Consider the following 16199-nt stretch of genomic DNA (forward strand, 5'->3'; position numbering starts at 1 on the left):
GGGTCACCTCACGTGGCCGTCGCCGGTGACGATGTACTTGGTCGACGTCAGCTCGGGCAGACCCATGGGCCCCCTGGCGTGCAGCTTCTGCGTGGAGATGCCGATCTCGGCGCCGAAACCGAACTGGCCTCCGTCGGTGAACCGGGTCGAGGCGTTGACGGCCACCGTGGTGGAGTCCACCAGCTGGGTGAAGCGGCGGGCGGCGGCCTGCGAGGTGGTCACGATGGCCTCGGTGTGGCCGGAGGACCAGAGCCGGATGTGCGCCACGGCCGCGTCCAGCGACTCCACGACGGCCGCCGCGATGTCGTACGAGAGGTACTCGGTCTCCCAGTCCTCCGGGGTCGCCGCCACCACCGTGGCCTTGGAGCCCTCGGCGTACTCCAGCACCCGTTCGTCGCCGTGTACGGTCACTCCGGCCTCGGCCAGGGCGTCCAGGGCGCGCGGCAGGAAGGCGTCGGCGACGTCCTTGTGGACGAGCAGGGTCTCCGCGGCGTTGCAGACGCTGGGGCGCTGGGCCTTGGAGTTGACCAGGATCTCCACGGCCATGTCCAGGTCGGTCTGCGCGTCGACGTACACGTGGCAGTTGCCGGTGCCGGTCTCGATGACGGGGACGGTGGACTCCTCGACCACCGTGCGGATCAGCGAGGCGCCGCCGCGCGGGATGAGCACGTCCACGAGGCCCCGGGCGCGCATCAGCTCGCGCACCGAGTCCCGGCTCTCGCCCGGGACCAGCTGCACCGCGTCGGCCGGCAGTCCGGAGCCGCCGACGGCGTCGCGCAGCACCCGCACCAGGGCGGTGTTCGACGCGAAGGCGGAGGACGAGCCGCGCAGCAGGACGGCGTTGCCCGACTTCAGGCAGAGCGCCGCGGCGTCCACGGTCACGTTGGGCCGGGCCTCGTAGATGATCCCGACGACGCCGAGCGGCACCCGGACCTGGCGCAGGTCGATGCCGTTGGGCAGGGTCGAGCCGCGCACCACCTCGCCGACCGGGTCGGGCAGGGCGGCGACGTGCCGTACGTCGGCGGCGATGGCGCGGATGCGCTCCGGGGTGAGGGTCAGCCGGTCCACGACGGATTCGCTGGTGCCCGCCTCCCGGGCGCGCGCCACGTCCTCGGCGTTGGCCGCGAGGATGTCGCTCGTCCGTACTTCCAGCGCGTCGGCGATCGCCAGGAGGGCGTCGTCCTTCGCCGCGCGCGGAAGTGGCGCGATGTCGGCGGCGGCGGAGCGGGCCCGGTAGGCGGCCTGGGCCACGGGAGACATGTTGTCGTACGGCGAGAGCGTGGTCATGCCCGCAGAGTAATGCGCACCCTGCGGGCATTCCGCACGCATCCCGTGATGCGAGACGGCCGTTCCACCGGCGGGGCCGGGTCAGTACGGGTGGACGCCGACCGGAGCGGCCGGAGGCGGCCCGTATCCCTCGGCGACGCGCTGGTGGTAGGTCTCGCGGTCGATGACTTCGAGACCGACGATCGCCCAGGGCGGCAGGCCGGCGGTGGAGCGGTGCTCGCCCCACAGCCGCAGGGCCACCGCCGCCGCGTCGTGCAGGTCGCGGGCCTCCTCCCAGTAGCGGATCTCCGCGTGGTCGTTGGCGTAACGGCTGGTCAGCAGGAAGGGGTGGTCGTGCGCGAGCTGTTCGAGTCCGCGTCTGACCTCCTTCAGCGGGAACTCGGTCCCGGAGACGCAGAGGGTGACGTGCCACAGCTTCGACGGGGTGTGCTCCCGGCCGGCCGGTCTCGGCTCCGGCCGGGCGGGGCGCTCGTCCCTCCGGTCCGCGGGTCCGCTCCCGTCGAAGCCGGCCCCCGCTCCCACACTGGTCAGGGTGCGGCCACCCGTTCCTCGGGGCGGCGCCCCCGGGCGCGCTCGTCTCACCGGCGGCCTCCTGTGATGTGTTGCTTTTGCTGTACCCCGCAGTTTCCCTGCTACAAAGTGGACCAGCCCGCGGCCCGGTCTGGGGCGGTTTTCGTGAAGGTCCCGGTCCGAAGGCCGGACTTTCAGCCGTTTCGGGGGGCGTCAGCCGTGCAGGAGGACGAGATCGTCCCGGTGTACGACCTCGCGTTCGTAGGCGGGTCCGAGGTCCCGGGCGAGGTCCCGGGTGGAGCGGCCGAGGAGTCGCGGCATCTCCTTGGCGTCGAAGTTGACGAGCCCGCGCGCCACGGGCCGCCCCCGCAGGTCGCGCAGCTCCACCGGGTCGCCCGCGGTGAACTCGCCCTCGACCGACGCGATCCCGGCCGGCAGCAGTGAGCTGTGGCGCTCCACGACCGCCCGCACCGCCCCGTCGTCCAGGGTCAGCGAGCCGCGCGGGGTCGAGGCGTGGGCGAGCCAGAGGAGCCGGTCGGCGGAGCGGCGGCCGGTGCGGTGGAAGTAGGTGCCGGTGTCGCGGCCGGCCAGCGCGTCGGCGGCGTGGCTCGCGGAGGTGAGGACGACCGGGATGCCGGCGGCGGTGGCGATCCGGGCGGCCTCCACCTTGGTGACCATGCCGCCGGTGCCGACGCCCGCCTTGCCCGCGCTGCCGATGCTGACCCCGGCCAGGTCCGCGGGGCCGGTGACCCGGGCGATGCGGGTGGTGCCGGGGATGCTCGGGTCGCCGTCGTAGAGGCCGTCCACGTCGGAGAGGAGGACCAGCAGGTCGGCGCGGACCAGGTGGGCGACGAGGGCGGCGAGCCGGTCGTTGTCGCCGAACCTGATCTCGTCCGTGGCGACGGTGTCGTTCTCGTTGACGACGGGCAGCGCGCCCATGTCCAGGAGCTGGTCCAGGGTGCGGTAGGCGTTGCGGTAGTGGGCGCGGCGGCTGGTGTCGTTGCTGGTGAGCAGGACCTGGCCGACACGGATGCCGTAGCGGGCGAAGGAGGCGGTGTAGCGGGCGACGAGCAGCCCCTGGCCGACGCTGGCGGCGGCCTGCTGGCGGGCCAGGTCCTTGGGCCTGCGGTGCAGTCCGAGCGGGGCGAGCCCGGCCGCGATGGCGCCGGAGGAGACGAGGACGACCTCCCGTTCGCCGCCGTCGCGGACCTTGGCCAGTACATCGACCAGGGCGTCGACGCGGTCGGCGTCGAGGCCGCCGGCGGCGGTGGTGAGGGAGGAGGAACCGACCTTGACCACGATCCTGCGGGCTTCCGTCACGCCCTGCCTTGCCCCTGACACCCGGTCCCCCGCATTCGCTCGCTGGACCCCGCAATCTACGCGAGAGCGGAATCCGGCGCCTTCGCGTTCCGCACCGTGGAAACCTTTTCGTCGCCTTATGTCCCGTTCCGTGTCTGTTCGGTCCTCGGACTCGTTGGGCAGAGACACCGGGGCCGGCAGGAGGCCCCGCGGACTGCGAACAGGATGTGATCGCATGCGACGGCTCTCCGTTCCCGGGGCCTGGGTGCACGAGCCCACGGTCTTCCCGGACGGCCGCGGCAGCTTCCACGAGTGGTTCAGGGCCGCGGACCTGGGGGCGGCGGCCGGCCACACGCTGGGGCTGGCGCAGGCCAACTTCTCCAGCTCGCGGCGGGGCACGCTGCGCGGGATCCACTTCGCGGACGTGCCGCCGGGCCAGGCGAAGTACGTGAAGTGCGTGCGGGGCGCGGTGCTGGACGTGATCGTGGACGTACGCACCGGCTCGCCCGCCTACCGCCGGTGGGAGGCGGTCCGGCTGGACGACACCGACCACCGGGCGGTCTACCTCGCGGAGGGGCTCGGGCACGGGTTCATGGCGCTGACCGACGACGCGTGCGTGCTGTACCTCTGCTCCGAGGGGTACGCGCCGGAGCGGGAGCACGGCGTCGACCCGCTCGACCCGGCCCTGGGCATCGAGTGGCCCGCGGACATCGCGCCGCTGCTCTCGCCGAAGGACGCCTCGGCCCCGAAGCTCGCCGAGGCCGAGGAGCACGGACTGCTGCCCTCGTACGCGGCGTGCGAGGCGTACTACGCGCGGCTGCGCGCGGACGGTCCGGCGGTTCCGGGGGTGCGGGCCGGCGAGCCGTCGTTCAGCCCGGCCGGGCGCTGACCGGGGCGTTCGGCGGCCAGGAGCGCGGGGAAGGCGGCGTGCAGCGCCTCGCGCCAGTCGCGGACCGGGTCGATCCCGGCGGCCCGGAAGCGGTCGTGCGCGAGGACGCTGTACGCGGGCCGGGGCGCGGGCCGGGGGAAGGCGGCGCTGCCGACCGGCCGGACGCGGTCCGGGTCGGCGCCCAGCAGTCGGAAGACCTCGCGGGCCAGGCCGTACCAGGTCGTCGCGGAGCCGCTGGTGCCGTGGTAGACGCCCGCCGGGGCGGTGCCGTCGAGCGCGGCGCGGCCCAGCAGGACCAGCAGGGAGGCGAGATCGACGGTCCACGTGGGCTGTCCGCACTGGTCGTCCACCACGTCGAGGGTGTCCTTGACAGCCTCCAGCCTGATCATCGTACGGACGAAGTTGGCCCCGCCCTCGCCGTAGAGCCAGGCCGTCCGCACGACGTGGCCCGTGTCCGGGAGGGTCTCCAGGACCGCGCGCTCCCCGGCCAGTTTGGTGCGGCCGTACGCGCCGCGGGGGGCGGTCGGGGCGTCCTCCGGGTACGGCCGGTCCGCGTCACCCGCGAACACGTAGTCGGTGGAGACGTGCAGCAGGAGACTGCCGTGGGCGCGGCAGGCGTCGGCGAGCACGGCGGGGCCGGTGCCGTTGACGCGCAGCGCCTCCGCCTCCCGGCTCTCCGCGTCGTCCACGGCGGTCCAGGCGGCGCAGTTCACGACGACGGCGGGCCGGTGGGCGTCGAACACGGCGCGGACCCGCGCCGGGTCGGCGATGTCCAGGGCCGCGCGGTCCGCCGCGACGACGGTGGCGCCCTCGCGGGTCAGAGCGGCCGTCAGGTCCCGGCCGAGCATGCCGCCGGCCCCGGTGACCAGCCAGCGGGGCCTCACAGGGCGGCCCTCTCCTTGAGCGGTTCCCACCAGGAGCGGTTCTCGCGGTACCAGCGGACGGTCTCGGCGAGGCCCTCCGCGAAGTCCTTGCGGGGCGCGTAACCCAGCTCCTCGCGGATCTTGCTGCAGTCGACGGAGTACCGCCGGTCGTGGCCCTTGCGGTCCTCGACGTGGATCACGTCGGTGTCCCAGTCGGCGTCGCACGCGGCCAGGAGCAGCCGGGTGAGCTCCTTGTTGGAGAGTTCGGTGCCGCCGCCGATGTTGTAGACCTCGCCGGGACGGCCCTTCGTGCGGACGAGTTCGATGCCCTGGACGTGGTCGTCGATGTGCAGCCAGTCGCGGACATGGGCGCCGTCGCCGTACAGCGGGACGGGCCGGCCCTCCAGGAGGTTGGTGACGAAGAGCGGGATGACCTTCTCGGGGAAGTGGTGGTGCCCGTAGTTGTTGGAGCAGCGGGTGACGCGGACGTCGAGGCCGTGGGTGCGGTGGTACGCCAGGGCGATGAGGTCGCTCGACGCCTTGGAGGCGGAGTACGGGGAGTTGGGCGCGAGGGGTGCCTCCTCGGTCCAGGAGCCCTCCTCGACCGAGCCGTAGACCTCGTCGGTGGAGACGTGGACGAAGGTGCGGACGCCCGCCCGGTGGGCGGCGGCGACCAGCGTGTGGGTGCCCACGACGTTGGTGCGCACGAAGGCGGCGCCGCCGTCGATGGAGCGGTCCACATGGGACTCGGCGGCGAAGTGGACCACCTGGTCGTGCCCGGCCATGAGCCGCCCCACCAGCTCCGTGTCGCAGATGTCGCCGTGCACGAAGGCGAAGCCCCCACGGCCCCGGACCTCGTCCAGGTTGGCCGGGTTGCCCGCGTAGGTGAGGGCGTCGAGCACGGTGACGGAGACGTCGCCGGGGCCGTCCGGGCCGAGCAGCGTACGGACGTAGTGGGAGCCGATGAAGCCGGCGCCACCGGTGACGAGGATGCGCGTACCGGTCATGAGGAGATCTGCACCTTGCTGTGGTCGCCGAGGACGAGTCGGTGGGCGGAGGGGCTGCGGGGCGCGGGCGTCACCTCGACGTCGTGGCCGATCAGCGACGCCTCCACGCGCCTCACCCCGTCGATGGAGGCACCCCCGAGCACGATGGAGTACTCGATCTCGCTGTCCTCGATGCGGCAGTTCTGGGCGATCGAGGTGAACGGGCCGACATAGGCGTCGCTGATCACCGATCCGGTCCCGATGACGGCGGGCCCGACGATCCGGCTGCGGGTGACCCGGGCACCCGGTTCGATCAGCACGCGGCCGATGATTTCGCTCTCGCCGTCGACGTACGCGCCGTCCGTGCACGGCTCGACGCCCTCCAGCACGGTCCGGTTGACCTCCAGCATGTCCGTGACGTTGCCGGTGTCCTTCCAGTAGCCGCGGATGATGGTGGAGCGCACGTCGCGTTCCCGGTCGATGAGCCACTGGAGGGCGTGGGTGATCTCCAGCTCGCCGCGCCAGGAGGGGCGGATCGAGCGGACGGCCTCGTGGACGGCCGGGGTGAGGAGGTAGACGCCGACGAGCGCGAGGTCGCTCTTGGGGTGCTCCGGCTTCTCCTCCAGGGCCACCACCCTGCCGTCCCCGTCCAGTTCCGCGACGCCGAACGAGGCCGGGTCGGGCACCCGGGTCAGCAGGATCTGCGCGTCGGGCCGGTCCGCGCGGAACTCCTCGACCAGGTCCGCGATGCCCCCGACGATGAAGTTGTCGCCCAGGTACATCACGAAGTCGTCGTTCCCCAGGAAGCGCTGGGCGACCAGGACCGCGTGGGCCAGGCCCAGGGGTTCGGCCTGCCGGATGTAGGTGACGTCGATCCCGAAGCGCGAACCGTCGCCGACCGCCGCGCGGATCTCCTCCTCGGTGTCGCCCACGATGATGCCGACCTCGGTGATGCCGGCCTCCGCGATGGCCTCCAGGCCGTAGAACAGCACCGGTTTGTTCGCCACCGGCACCAGCTGTTTCGCCGAGGTATGGGTGATGGGACGCAGCCGGGTGCCGGCCCCACCGGAGAGTACGAGAGCCTTCACAGTTCCTGCCCCCACGATGAGATGTGACGGCGGCCGCAGGGCCGCTACGTAGGGGACCTTACTGAGCTTTCCGCGCATCTTCCGCGGCAAAACGGCCATTAACGCTATATCAGGAGGAAAAGTGACGCCACCCGTCATCCGGACCGCCCGGCGGTACGCGAAGGGCCCGGCCCGCCCTCGTGGAGCGGTGCCGGGCCCCTCGTACGGGCGTGCTTACGGGTGGCGCAGGCGCCAGCCCTGCCAGGCGGACTCGATCATCTCGTCCACGCCGTACCGCGCCGACCAGCCCAGTTCCTCGCGGATCCGCTCGGCGGAGGCGACCACCCGGGCCGGGTCGCCGGGGCGGCGGGCCGAGACCTCGGCGGCGGCGCCGCCGTTGCCCGTGACCTTGAGGATGCGGTCGACCATCTCGCGCACCGAGCTGCCCTCGCCGCGGCCGATGTTCAGCGTGAGGTCCGTGCCGGGTTCGGCGTCCTCCAGCCGGCGGGCGGCGGCGAGGTGGGCGGAGGCGATGTCCTCGACGTGGATGTAGTCGCGGATGCAGGTGCCGTCGGGGGTGTCGTAGTCGTCACCGAAGATGCGCGGGGCCTCGCCGGCCTCCAGGCGCTCGAAGACCATCGGGACGAGGTTGAAGACGCCCTCGTCGGCCAGCTCCGGCGAGGCGGCGCCCGCCACGTTGAAGTAGCGCATCGAGGCGGCGCGCAGCCCGTGTGCCCTGGCGGCGGCGTGGATCAGCCACTCGCCGACCAGCTTGGTCTCGCCGTACGGGCTCATCGGCGCGCAGGGAGTCGTCTCGGTGACGAGGTCGACGTCGGGCATGCCGTAGACGGCGGCCGACGAGGAGAACACCAGCCGGTCGACGCCCGCGGCGACCATGCTCTCCAGCAGGACCTCCAGGCCGGTGACGTTCTCCTTGTAGTAGTACAGGGGCCGCTCGACGGACTCGCCGACCTGCTTCTTGCCGGCGACGTGCACCACACCGGTCACCCCGTGCTCGCGGATCGCCGCGTCCAGGGCCTCGCGGTCGAGGACCGTGCCGGTCACCAGGGGAACGCCCTCGGGCACCTTGTCGGCGCTGCCGGTCGACAGGTCGTCGAACACGACCACCCGCTGACCACCGGCGACCATCGCGCGCACCACGTGCGCGCCGATGAACCCCGCCCCACCCGTAACCATCCAGGTCATGTTCGTGCGTCTCCTGTCAGCTGCTGTGCCCCGTCGGCGCTCCACCCTACGCGAGAGGTCCCCGGCGCCCCCGGGATGCGCCGGGGCGATCAATTACGCTGTCCGGGTGCCGGACGCCGACCACTGTCGCACGGTCCGACCGCGCCCCTCGTAAAGCCCTTGCGGAAAGCCCTCTGGAACTGGTGGACGATGCCTCGACTGACACTCATCGTGCCTGCGTACAACGTGCAGGGGTACATCGGGGAGTGTCTGGACTCCGTGCTCGGGCAGGACTTCGCCGACTTCGAGGTCATCGGCGTCGACGACTGCTCCCCGGACGGCTCCGGCGCGATCCTCGACACCTACGCGGCCCGCGACGACCGCCTGCGTGTGCTGCACCTCACGGAGAACGTCGGCCTGGGCCGTGCGCGCAACGCGGGCCTCGAACAGGCGACCGGTGACTACGTCCTCTTCCTGGACAGCGACGACACGCTGGCACCCGGCTCGCTGTCGGCCATCGCGGCCCGGCTCGACGCGACCGGCGACCCGGACATCCTGATCTACGACTACACCCGGACCTACTGGGACGGGCGGCTGCTGCGCAACAAGCGCACCGACCTGATGACCGAGGACGGTCCGGCCGTCTTCTCGCTCGCCGAGCGCCCGCAGCTCCTGGACCTGCTCCAGATCGTGTGGAACAAGGCGTACCGCCGCGATTTCGTCACCCGGAACGGGTTCCAGTTCCCGCCCGGTTACTACGAGGACGCCCCGTGGACGTACAGCTCGCTCATCGCGGCGGACACCATCGCGGTGCTCGACCGCTCCTGCGTGATGTACCGGCAGCGGCGTGAGGGCGGCAACATCCTGCGCACGGTCAGCCGGAAGCACTTCGACGTCTTCGACCAGTACGACCGGGTGTTCGCGTTCCTGGACGAGCGGCCGGATCTCGGCTCCTGGCGCCCGGCGCTGTTCCGGAAGATGGCCGACCACTTCCTGACCGTGCTGGAGAAGCCGGGCCGGCTGCCGCGCAACGCGCGCGCCGAGTTCTTCCACCGGGCCGCGAAGGACTACCGCGCCCGGCTTCCGGAGGGCTTCGAGCGACCGCCGGGCGGGCGCGGTTACAAGTACGCGCTGCTCGGCGTCGACTCGTACTCCGCGTTCTTCGGCCTGACCCGCGCCAACAACGTCCGCCACCGCGCGCGGCTGGGCGGGCAGGCCCGTATCGGCCGGGCCAAGCGCGCCGCCCTCGGCATGTTCTACCGGTCCCAGCTGCGGCTGCCCGTCGACGAGAACCTGGCCGTGTTCTCCGCGTACTGGGGCCGCGGCTACTCCTGCAACCCGGCGGCCATCGAGGCCGAGCTGGGCCGGCTCGCGCCGCAGATGCGCCGGGTCTGGGCGGTGCGCGCCGAGCACCGCGACCGGGTGCCCGAGGGCGTCGAGAAGGTGATCGTCGGCTCACGCGAGTACTGGGCGGTCATGGCCCGCGCCAAGTACCTGACGAACAACGTCAACTTCGGCGACACCATCGTCAAGCGCGACGGGCAGATCCACCTCCAGACCCACCACGGCACCCCGCTGAAGACGATGGGCCTGGACCAGGCGCAGTATCCGGCGTCCACCAACATGGACATGGAGAAACTGCTCCGCCGGTGCGACCGCTGGGACTTCAGCCTGTCGTCCAACCGGTTCTCGACCACCGTCTGGGAGCGGGTCTACCCCTGCCGGTACAAGACGCTGGAGACCGGCTACCCGCGCAACGACGTGCTGGTCAACGCCACCGCGGCGGACGTCGTGGCGGCCCGGCGGGAGCTGGGCCTCGCGGACGGCACGACCGCCTTCCTGTACATGCCGACCCACCGCGAGTACGAGAAGTCGTTCGCGCCCCGGCTCGACCTGTCGAAGCTGGCCGAGGACCTGGGCCCGGACGTCACCCTGCTGGTGCGCGGGCACTACTTCTACAAGCCCACCGGCCGGCTGGCCGAGCTTCAGGCCGGCGGCCGGATCATCGACGTCTCCGCGCACGGCGACGTCGAGCAGCTCTACCTCGCCGCCGACGCCCTGATCACCGACTACTCCTCGGCGATGTTCGACTACGCGAACCTGGACCGGCCCATCGTCATCCACGCGGACGACTGGGAGACCTACCGGGTGGTGCGCGGCACCTACTTCGACCTGATGGCCGAGCCCCCGGGCGCCGTCGCGACGACCCAGGAGCGGCTGACCGAGATCCTGGGCTCGAAGGAGTGGTGCGACGAGAAGGCGGCCGCGCTGCGCGCGGTGTTCCGGGAGCGGTACTGCGACTACGACGACGGGCGGGCAGCCGAGCGCGTGGTGCGCAGGGTGTTCCTGGGCGAGGAGACCCTGCTGCCGGTGGTCCCGCTCAGCGAGCGCACTCCGGCCCCCTCCCCCGCCGAGGCACCGGCCCGGGTCTGAGGCCGCGCAGAGACGACCGCGGGCCGGGTCCCTTCCGCCGTTCGGAAGGGGCCCGGCCCGCGGTCGTTCTTCGTGTTCTACGAGAACGGGTCGAAGTCCCGGTACTCCTCGGCGACCTCGTCGCGCTCCGCCTCGCGGTCGCGGCGTCGCTGAGCGGCCGGACGCGGCTCCTCCAGGCGGTGGTCCTCGCCACGGCGGCCCAGCATCTCGGCACCGGCGGTCACCGTCGGCTCCCAGTCGAAGACGACCGCGTTGTCCTCGGCGCCGATCGCCACGCCGTCGCCCGCCCGGGCCCCGGCCTTGCGCAGCTGGTCCTCGACACCGAGCCGGGCGAGCCGGTCCGCGAGGTAGCCGACGGCCTCGTCGTTGTTGAAGTCGGTCTGGCGCACCCAGCGCTCCGGCTTCTCGCCGCGCACCCGGTAGATGCCGTCCTCCTCCAGCGTGACGGTGAACCCGGCGTCGTCCACGGCCTTGGGCCGGATGACGATGCGGGTGGCCTCCTCGACCGGCTTGGCGGCGCGCGCCTCGGCGATGATGCCGGCGAGGGCGAACGACAGCTCCTTGAGCCCGGTCCTGGCGACGGCCGACGCCTCGAAGACGCGGTAGCCGCGCGCCTCCAGGTCGGGACGGATCATGTCCGCGAGGTCCTGGCCGTCCGGGATGTCGATCTTGTTGAGGACGACGATGCGGGGCCGGTCCTCCAGACCCCCGTACAGCTTCAGTTCCTCCTCGATCACGTCGAGGTCGGAGACCGGGTCGCGGTCGGACTCCAGCGTCGCCGTGTCCAGTACGTGGACGAGCACCGAGCAGCGCTCGACGTGGCGCAGGAACTCCAGGCCGAGGCCCTTGCCCTGGCTGGCGCCCGGGATCAGGCCGGGGACGTCCGCGATGGTGTAGACGGTCTCGCCGGCGGTGACCACGCCCAGGTTCGGGACGAGGGTGGTGAAGGGGTAGTCCGCGATCTTCGGCTTCGCGGCCGAGAGGACCGAGATCAGCGAGGACTTGCCGGCGCTCGGGTAGCCCACGAGGGCCACGTCGGCGACGGTCTTGAGCTCCAGGACGATGTCCCGGGCCTCGCCGGGCTCCCCGAGCAGCGCGAAGCCGGGGGCCTTGCGCCGGGCGGAGGCCAGCGCGGCGTTGCCGAGGCCGCCGCGGCCGCCCTGGCCCGCGACGAAGGCGGTGCCCTGGCCGACGAGGTCGGCGAGCACGTTGCCCTGGCGGTCGAGGACGACGGTGCCATCCGGAACGGGCAGGACCAGGTCCTGGCCCTCCTTGCCGGTGCGGTGGTCGCCGCCGCCGGGCTGGCCGTTGGTGGCCTTGCGGTGGGGGTGGTGGTGGTAGTCGAGGAGCGTGGTGACGGACTGGTCGACGACCAGGGTCACATCGCCGCCGCGGCCGCCGTTGCCGCCGTCCGGGCCGCCGAGCGGCTTGAACTTCTCACGGTGAACGGAGGCACAGCCGTGGCCTCCGTTACCCGCGGCGACATGCAGTTCGACGCGGTCCACGAAGGTGGTCATGGGTGGAACCTCCAGTTGCATACCTGCGGAAAAACTTCGCTCGCCCCCGTAGGGGCAACACGCGAAAGGCGGACCCACTTCCCCTTTCGGGAAGTGAGGTCCGCCTCCACGTCAAACCGCTCTACGAGCGCCGGGAATTCAGCCGGCGATCGGAACGATGTTCACGACCTTGCGGCCACGGTGCGTGCCGAACTCAACCGCACCGGCGGCGAGGGCGAACAGCGTGTCGTCGCCGCCACGGCCGACGCCCGTGCCCGGGTGGAAGTGGGTGCCGCGCTGGCGGACCAGGATCTCACCGGCGTTGACGGCCTGGCCGCCGAAGCGCTTCACGCCGAGCCGCTGAGCATTGGAATCGCGCCCGTTCCGGGTGGACGATGCGCCCTTCTTGTGTGCCATGTGTTCTCAGTCCCTTACTTCGCAGCCGCGGGAATACCGGTGACCTTGATCGCCGTGTACTGCTGGCGGTGACCCTGGCGACGGCGGTAGCCGGTCTTGTTCTTGTAGCGAAGGATGTCGATCTTCGCGCCCTTGTGGTGGTCCACGACCTCGGCCTGGACCTTGATGCCGTCGAGCACCCACGGGTCGCTGGTCACGGCGTCGCCGTCGACAACGAGCAGGGTAGAGAGCTCTACCGTGTCGCCAACCTTGGCAGTGGAAATCTTGTCAACCTCAACGATGTCGCCGACAGCAACCTTGTGCTGGCGACCACCGCTGCGCACGATGGCGTACACGCGGATCTCACTCTCACTCGAAGCGGAAACCCCTGATGCCAGCCGCTCACACGGGTCCGTGAACCCGTGACGATCCGGAGTGGACGAGCGGCCTCTCCCGTACGAGCGGGAGGTCGGTGCTCAGAGGTGTGGCGAACAAACGCCGACGGTCAAGGTTACGGGGCCTCGCACAGCCGGTCAAACCGGGCCCGGCGCCTCAGGCCGCGGCGCTCCTGACGTACTCGGCGTACGCGTCCCGGATCCCGTCCTCCGACAGGTTCAGGTGCTCCAGGATCGTGTACCGGCCCGGCCGGGTCTTCGGCGCGAACGCCACCACCCGGACGAACTCGTCCACCTCGAAGCCCATGTCCTCGGCGGTGACCGGCAGCCCGTGGCGCCGCAGCACCCGGGTCATGCGTACGGACTCCTGGACGGCGCCGCGCAGATGCATCGCGAACGCCGCGCCGAGCCCGCACTGCTCACCGTGGCTGGCGGCACGCTGCGGGAAGAGCAGGTCGAAGGCGTGGTTGATCTCGTGGCAGGCGCCGGAGGCCGGGCGGCTGTCACCGGCCACCGACATCGAGATCCCGGTGAGCACCAGGCCCTCCGCCAGCACCTGGAGGAACGCGTCGTCGCCCAGGCCGCCCGGGTGGCGCAGCACGGCCTCCCCGGCCTGCCGGGCCATCGCGGCGGCCAGGCCGTCGATGTCCTCGCCGTTGACCCGGTGGGCCAGCTCCCAGTCGGCCACGGCCGAGATGTTGGACAGCGCGTCCCCGATCCCGGACCGCACGAAGCGGACGGGGGCCTCGCGGATGACGTCGAGGTCGATGACCACGGCGATCGGGTTCGGCACGCCGTAGGAGCCCCGGCCCGCGTCGTTGTCCAGCGTGGCGACCGGGGAGCACAGCCCGTCGTGGGACAGGTTCGTCGCCACGGCGACCAGGGGCAGCCCGACGCGCGCCGCGGCGAACTTGGCGCAGTCGATGATCTTGCCGCCGCCGAGGCCGACCACGGCGTCGTACCGCCCGGACTTCATGGCCTCGGCGAGCTTCACGGCGTCGTTCAGCGTGCCGCCGCCCACCTCGAACCAGGAGGCGCCCGGCAGGCTGGCCGTGAGCCGTTCCCTCAGCGCCCGGCCGGAACCCCCGCTGATCGCGACCGCCAGCTTGCCCGAGCCGGAGATCCGCTGATCGGCGAGGACGCCCGCCAGATCCGCGAGAGCCCCGGCCCGGATGTCGACGACGACCGGCGCGGGTATCAGCCGGGTCAGTACTGGCACGCGATCTTCCTGCCCTTGGCGAGGTCGTCGTGGTTGTCGATCTCGACCCAGCTCACGTCACCGATCGGCTCCACGTCGACCTTGAAGCCGCGGTTGACGAGCTCCTGGTAGCCGTCCTCGTAGTAGAGGTCCGGGTCGCGCTCGAAGGTGGTCTTCAGCGCGTCGGCCAGCTCCTCGGCCGCCTCGCCCTCGATGAGGGTGACGCCGATGTACTCACCGGTGGCCTCGGCCGGGTCCATCAGCTTGGTGATCCGCCGGACGCCCTTGCCGTCCTCCACGACGACCTTCATCTCCTCGTCGGCGAGGGACTTCACCGTGTCGAGGGCGAGGATGATCTTCTTGCCGTCGCCGCGGGCGGCCAGCAGCGTCTTCTCGACGGAGACCGGGTGCACGGTGTCGCCGTTGGCGAGGATGACGCCGTTCTTGAGGGCGTCCCGGCCGCACCACAGGGAGTAGGCGTTGTTCCACTCCTCGGCCTTGTCGTTGTCGATCAGCGTGATACTGACGCCGTACTTGGCCTCCAGCGCGGCCTTGCGCTCGTACAGGGCCTCCTTGCGGTAGCCCACGATGATCGCGACCTCGGTGAGACCGACCTCGGCGAAGTTGCCGAGCGTCAGGTCGACGACGGTCAGGCTCTCCTCGTCGCCCTCGGGGCCGACGGGCACGAGCGCCTTGGGCAGCGTGTCGGTGTAGGGGCGCAGACGACGGCCGGCGCCGGCGGCCAGAATCATGCCGATCATGGGGTTCTCCTCGGTGCGGTGTTACGGGTGTCTGGGATCAGGTGCACGGGTGCGGCGGGCGCGTCAGAGTTCCGACGTCACGTAGGCGCGCAGCCAGGTACGGAAGTCGGGGCCCAGGTCCTCGCGCTCGCAGGCGAGGCGGACGATGGCCCGCAGGTAGTCGCCGCGGTCGCCGGTGTCGTAGCGCCGGCCCCGGAAGACCACGCCGTGCACCGGGCCGCCGAGCTTCTCGTCGGCGGCGAGCTGCTGGAGCGCGTCGGTCAGCTGGATCTCGCCGCCCCGGCCCGGCTCGGTCTCGCGCAGCACGGCGAAGACGGCGGGGTCCAGGACGTAGCGGCCGATGACCGCGAGATTGCTGGGGGCGTCGCCCGGCTCGGGCTTCTCGACCAGGCCGGTGACCCGGACGATGCCGTCCTCGGGGGTGGGATCCACCGCCGCGCACCCGTAGAGGTGGCTCTGTTCGGGCGCCACCTCCATCAGCGCGACGACGCTGCCGCCCTCGCGCTCCCGGATCTCGGTCATCCGGGTCAGCAGCGGGTCGCGCGGGTCGATCAGGTCGTCGCCGAGGAGCACCGCGAAGGGCTCGTCGCCCACATGGGGTTCCGCGCACAGCACGGCGTGGCCGAGGCCGCGCGGGTCGCCCTGGCGCACGTAGTGCATGGTGGCGAGGTCGCTCGACTCCTGGACCCGGACCAGCCGCTCGGCGTCGCCCTTGCGGGTCAGCGCCGACTCCAGCTCGTAGTTCCGGTCGAAGTGGTCCTCCAGCGCGCGCTTGTTGCGCCCGGTGATCATCAGGACGTCGCTCAGCCCCGCGGCGGCGGCCTCCTCCACGACGTACTGGATCGCCGGCTTGTCCACGACCGGCAGCATCTCCTTGGGAGTCGCCTTCGTCGCCGGCAGGAACCGGGTACCGAGCCCGGCGGCCGGTATGACGGCCTTCTGGATCTTGCGCATGTGGGGCTTTCGTGTCGGGGGCGGGAGGGCCCGGCGCCGCGACGCGGTCCGGCCGGTCCCTGGGACGGGACCGGCCGGACCGTGTCACGCGAGGCGGATCAGTCCTCGTCGGCCGCGGCCGTGACGGCCGGGGCGGTCTGCTGCTCCGCCGCCACCGTCTTCTTCGCCGCCGCCTTCTTGGCCGTCGTCTTCTTCGCGGCCGTCTTCTTGGCCGCGGTCTTCTTGACGGCCGCCTTCTTGGCCGTGGCCTTCTTGGCGGTCTTGCGGGCCGCCTTCTTGGCCGGAGCCGCTTCGGGCTCCGCCTCCGCCTCGGGGGCCTCCGGGGCCTCAGTGGCCTCGGGGGTCTCGACCACGACGACCGCGGCCTCCTCGGCGCCCGCGGGGGAACCGGCGGGAGCGCTGACCTTGCGGGTGGCGCGGCGCCGGACACGCGGCGGCGCGGCCGGCTCCTCGGCCGGGGCCTCGGCGTGCGACGCCTCG

15 protein-coding genes and 1 pseudogene are annotated in these 16199 nt (G+C 71.9%); 2 read left to right on the plus strand and 14 right to left on the minus strand.

The genetic code is table 11. The annotated features are described in order from the left end of the window. Nucleotides 1–3: 3 nt before the first annotated feature. From G3I41_RS34620 to proB, 3 genes are all read right to left on the minus strand, one after another. Nucleotides 4–1287 (minus strand): glutamate-5-semialdehyde dehydrogenase, encoded by a 1284-nt coding sequence (locus G3I41_RS34620; protein WP_164404472.1) that lies wholly within the window; start codon nucleotides 1285–1287, stop codon nucleotides 4–6. A gap of 81 nt (nucleotides 1288–1368) precedes the next feature. Further along, a complete protein-coding gene (locus G3I41_RS34625) occupies nucleotides 1369–1869 on the minus strand; it encodes a hypothetical protein (protein ID WP_164404473.1) in 501 nt (166 codons plus the stop codon). A 141-nt stretch (nucleotides 1870–2010) separates the two neighbouring features. Next, nucleotides 2011–3117 carry a glutamate 5-kinase gene (gene proB / locus G3I41_RS34630; protein ID WP_164404474.1) on the minus strand — a complete coding sequence of 369 codons (1107 nt, stop codon included), beginning with the start codon at nucleotides 3115–3117 and terminating at the stop codon, nucleotides 2011–2013. A gap of 214 nt (nucleotides 3118–3331) precedes the next feature. Here proB and rfbC point away from each other — a divergent pair, with 214 nt between their 5' ends. Continuing rightward, nucleotides 3332–3985 (plus strand): dTDP-4-dehydrorhamnose 3,5-epimerase, encoded by a 654-nt coding sequence (rfbC, locus tag G3I41_RS34635; protein WP_164404475.1) that lies wholly within the window; start codon nucleotides 3332–3334, stop codon nucleotides 3983–3985. Here rfbC and rfbD read toward each other — a convergent pair. The 4 genes from rfbD to galE all read right to left on the minus strand — a co-directional run bounded on the left by rfbD (nucleotide 3904) and on the right by galE (nucleotide 8107). Beyond that, nucleotides 3904–4869 carry a dTDP-4-dehydrorhamnose reductase gene (rfbD, locus tag G3I41_RS34640; protein ID WP_164404476.1) on the minus strand — a complete coding sequence of 322 codons (966 nt, stop codon included), beginning with the start codon at nucleotides 4867–4869 and terminating at the stop codon, nucleotides 3904–3906. The genes rfbC and rfbD overlap by 82 nt on opposite strands. Next, on the minus strand, nucleotides 4866–5855 hold the full coding sequence (gene rfbB / locus G3I41_RS34645) for a dTDP-glucose 4,6-dehydratase (RefSeq protein ID WP_164404477.1): 990 nt from the start codon (nucleotides 5853–5855) through the stop codon (nucleotides 4866–4868). Before rfbB ends, rfbD begins: the two co-directional genes overlap by 4 nt. Continuing rightward, nucleotides 5852–6922, minus strand: a complete 1071-nt coding sequence (locus tag G3I41_RS34650; RefSeq protein WP_164404478.1) for a glucose-1-phosphate thymidylyltransferase — start codon at nucleotides 6920–6922, stop codon at nucleotides 5852–5854. The genes rfbB and G3I41_RS34650 overlap by 4 nt, the downstream gene beginning before the upstream one ends. Before the next feature lie 213 nt (nucleotides 6923–7135). Continuing rightward, the gene (gene galE / locus G3I41_RS34655) at nucleotides 7136–8107 is read right to left on the minus strand and encodes a UDP-glucose 4-epimerase GalE (RefSeq protein ID WP_164404479.1); all 972 of its coding nucleotides are present in this window, start codon (nucleotides 8105–8107) and stop codon (nucleotides 7136–7138) included. Between the two features lie 189 nt (nucleotides 8108–8296). On the opposite strand from galE, the gene G3I41_RS34660 reads away from it, so the two are divergent. Then, on the plus strand, nucleotides 8297–10519 hold the full coding sequence (locus G3I41_RS34660; protein WP_164404480.1) for a bifunctional glycosyltransferase family 2 protein/CDP-glycerol:glycerophosphate glycerophosphotransferase: 2223 nt from the start codon (nucleotides 8297–8299) through the stop codon (nucleotides 10517–10519). Nucleotides 10520–10596: 77 nt separating this feature from the next. On the opposite strand, the gene obgE is transcribed toward G3I41_RS34660, so the two are convergent. From obgE to G3I41_RS34695, 7 genes and pseudogenes are all read right to left on the minus strand, one after another. Then, the gene (gene obgE, locus G3I41_RS34665; RefSeq protein ID WP_164404481.1) at nucleotides 10597–12036 is read right to left on the minus strand and encodes a GTPase ObgE; all 1440 of its coding nucleotides are present in this window, start codon (nucleotides 12034–12036) and stop codon (nucleotides 10597–10599) included. Between the two features lie 138 nt (nucleotides 12037–12174). Next, on the minus strand, nucleotides 12175–12432 hold the full coding sequence (rpmA, locus tag G3I41_RS34670; RefSeq protein WP_018103204.1) for a 50S ribosomal protein L27: 258 nt from the start codon (nucleotides 12430–12432) through the stop codon (nucleotides 12175–12177). Between the two features lie 14 nt (nucleotides 12433–12446). Continuing rightward, nucleotides 12447–12767 carry a 50S ribosomal protein L21 gene (rplU, locus tag G3I41_RS34675; protein ID WP_014045903.1) on the minus strand — a complete coding sequence of 107 codons (321 nt, stop codon included), beginning with the start codon at nucleotides 12765–12767 and terminating at the stop codon, nucleotides 12447–12449. 196 nt (nucleotides 12768–12963) lie between these two features. Next, nucleotides 12964–14025, minus strand: coding sequence for an iron-containing alcohol dehydrogenase family protein (locus G3I41_RS34680; protein WP_164404482.1), 1062 nt, complete (start codon nucleotides 14023–14025; stop codon nucleotides 12964–12966). Beyond that, nucleotides 14013–14765 (minus strand): phosphocholine cytidylyltransferase family protein, encoded by a 753-nt coding sequence (locus G3I41_RS34685; RefSeq protein ID WP_164404483.1) that lies wholly within the window; start codon nucleotides 14763–14765, stop codon nucleotides 14013–14015. The genes G3I41_RS34680 and G3I41_RS34685 overlap by 13 nt, the downstream gene beginning before the upstream one ends. A gap of 63 nt (nucleotides 14766–14828) precedes the next feature. Continuing rightward, nucleotides 14829–15719 (minus strand): UTP--glucose-1-phosphate uridylyltransferase GalU, encoded by an 891-nt coding sequence (gene galU / locus G3I41_RS34690; protein WP_164404484.1) that lies wholly within the window; start codon nucleotides 15717–15719, stop codon nucleotides 14829–14831. A 98-nt stretch (nucleotides 15720–15817) separates the two neighbouring features. After that, nucleotides 15818–16199 (minus strand): annotated as a pseudogene (locus G3I41_RS34695) (hypothetical protein); the annotation flags it as partial.

The sequence above is a fragment of the Streptomyces sp. SID9727 genome, from assembly GCF_010550605.1.
GTDB lineage: Bacteria > Actinomycetota > Actinomycetes > Streptomycetales > Streptomycetaceae > Streptomyces.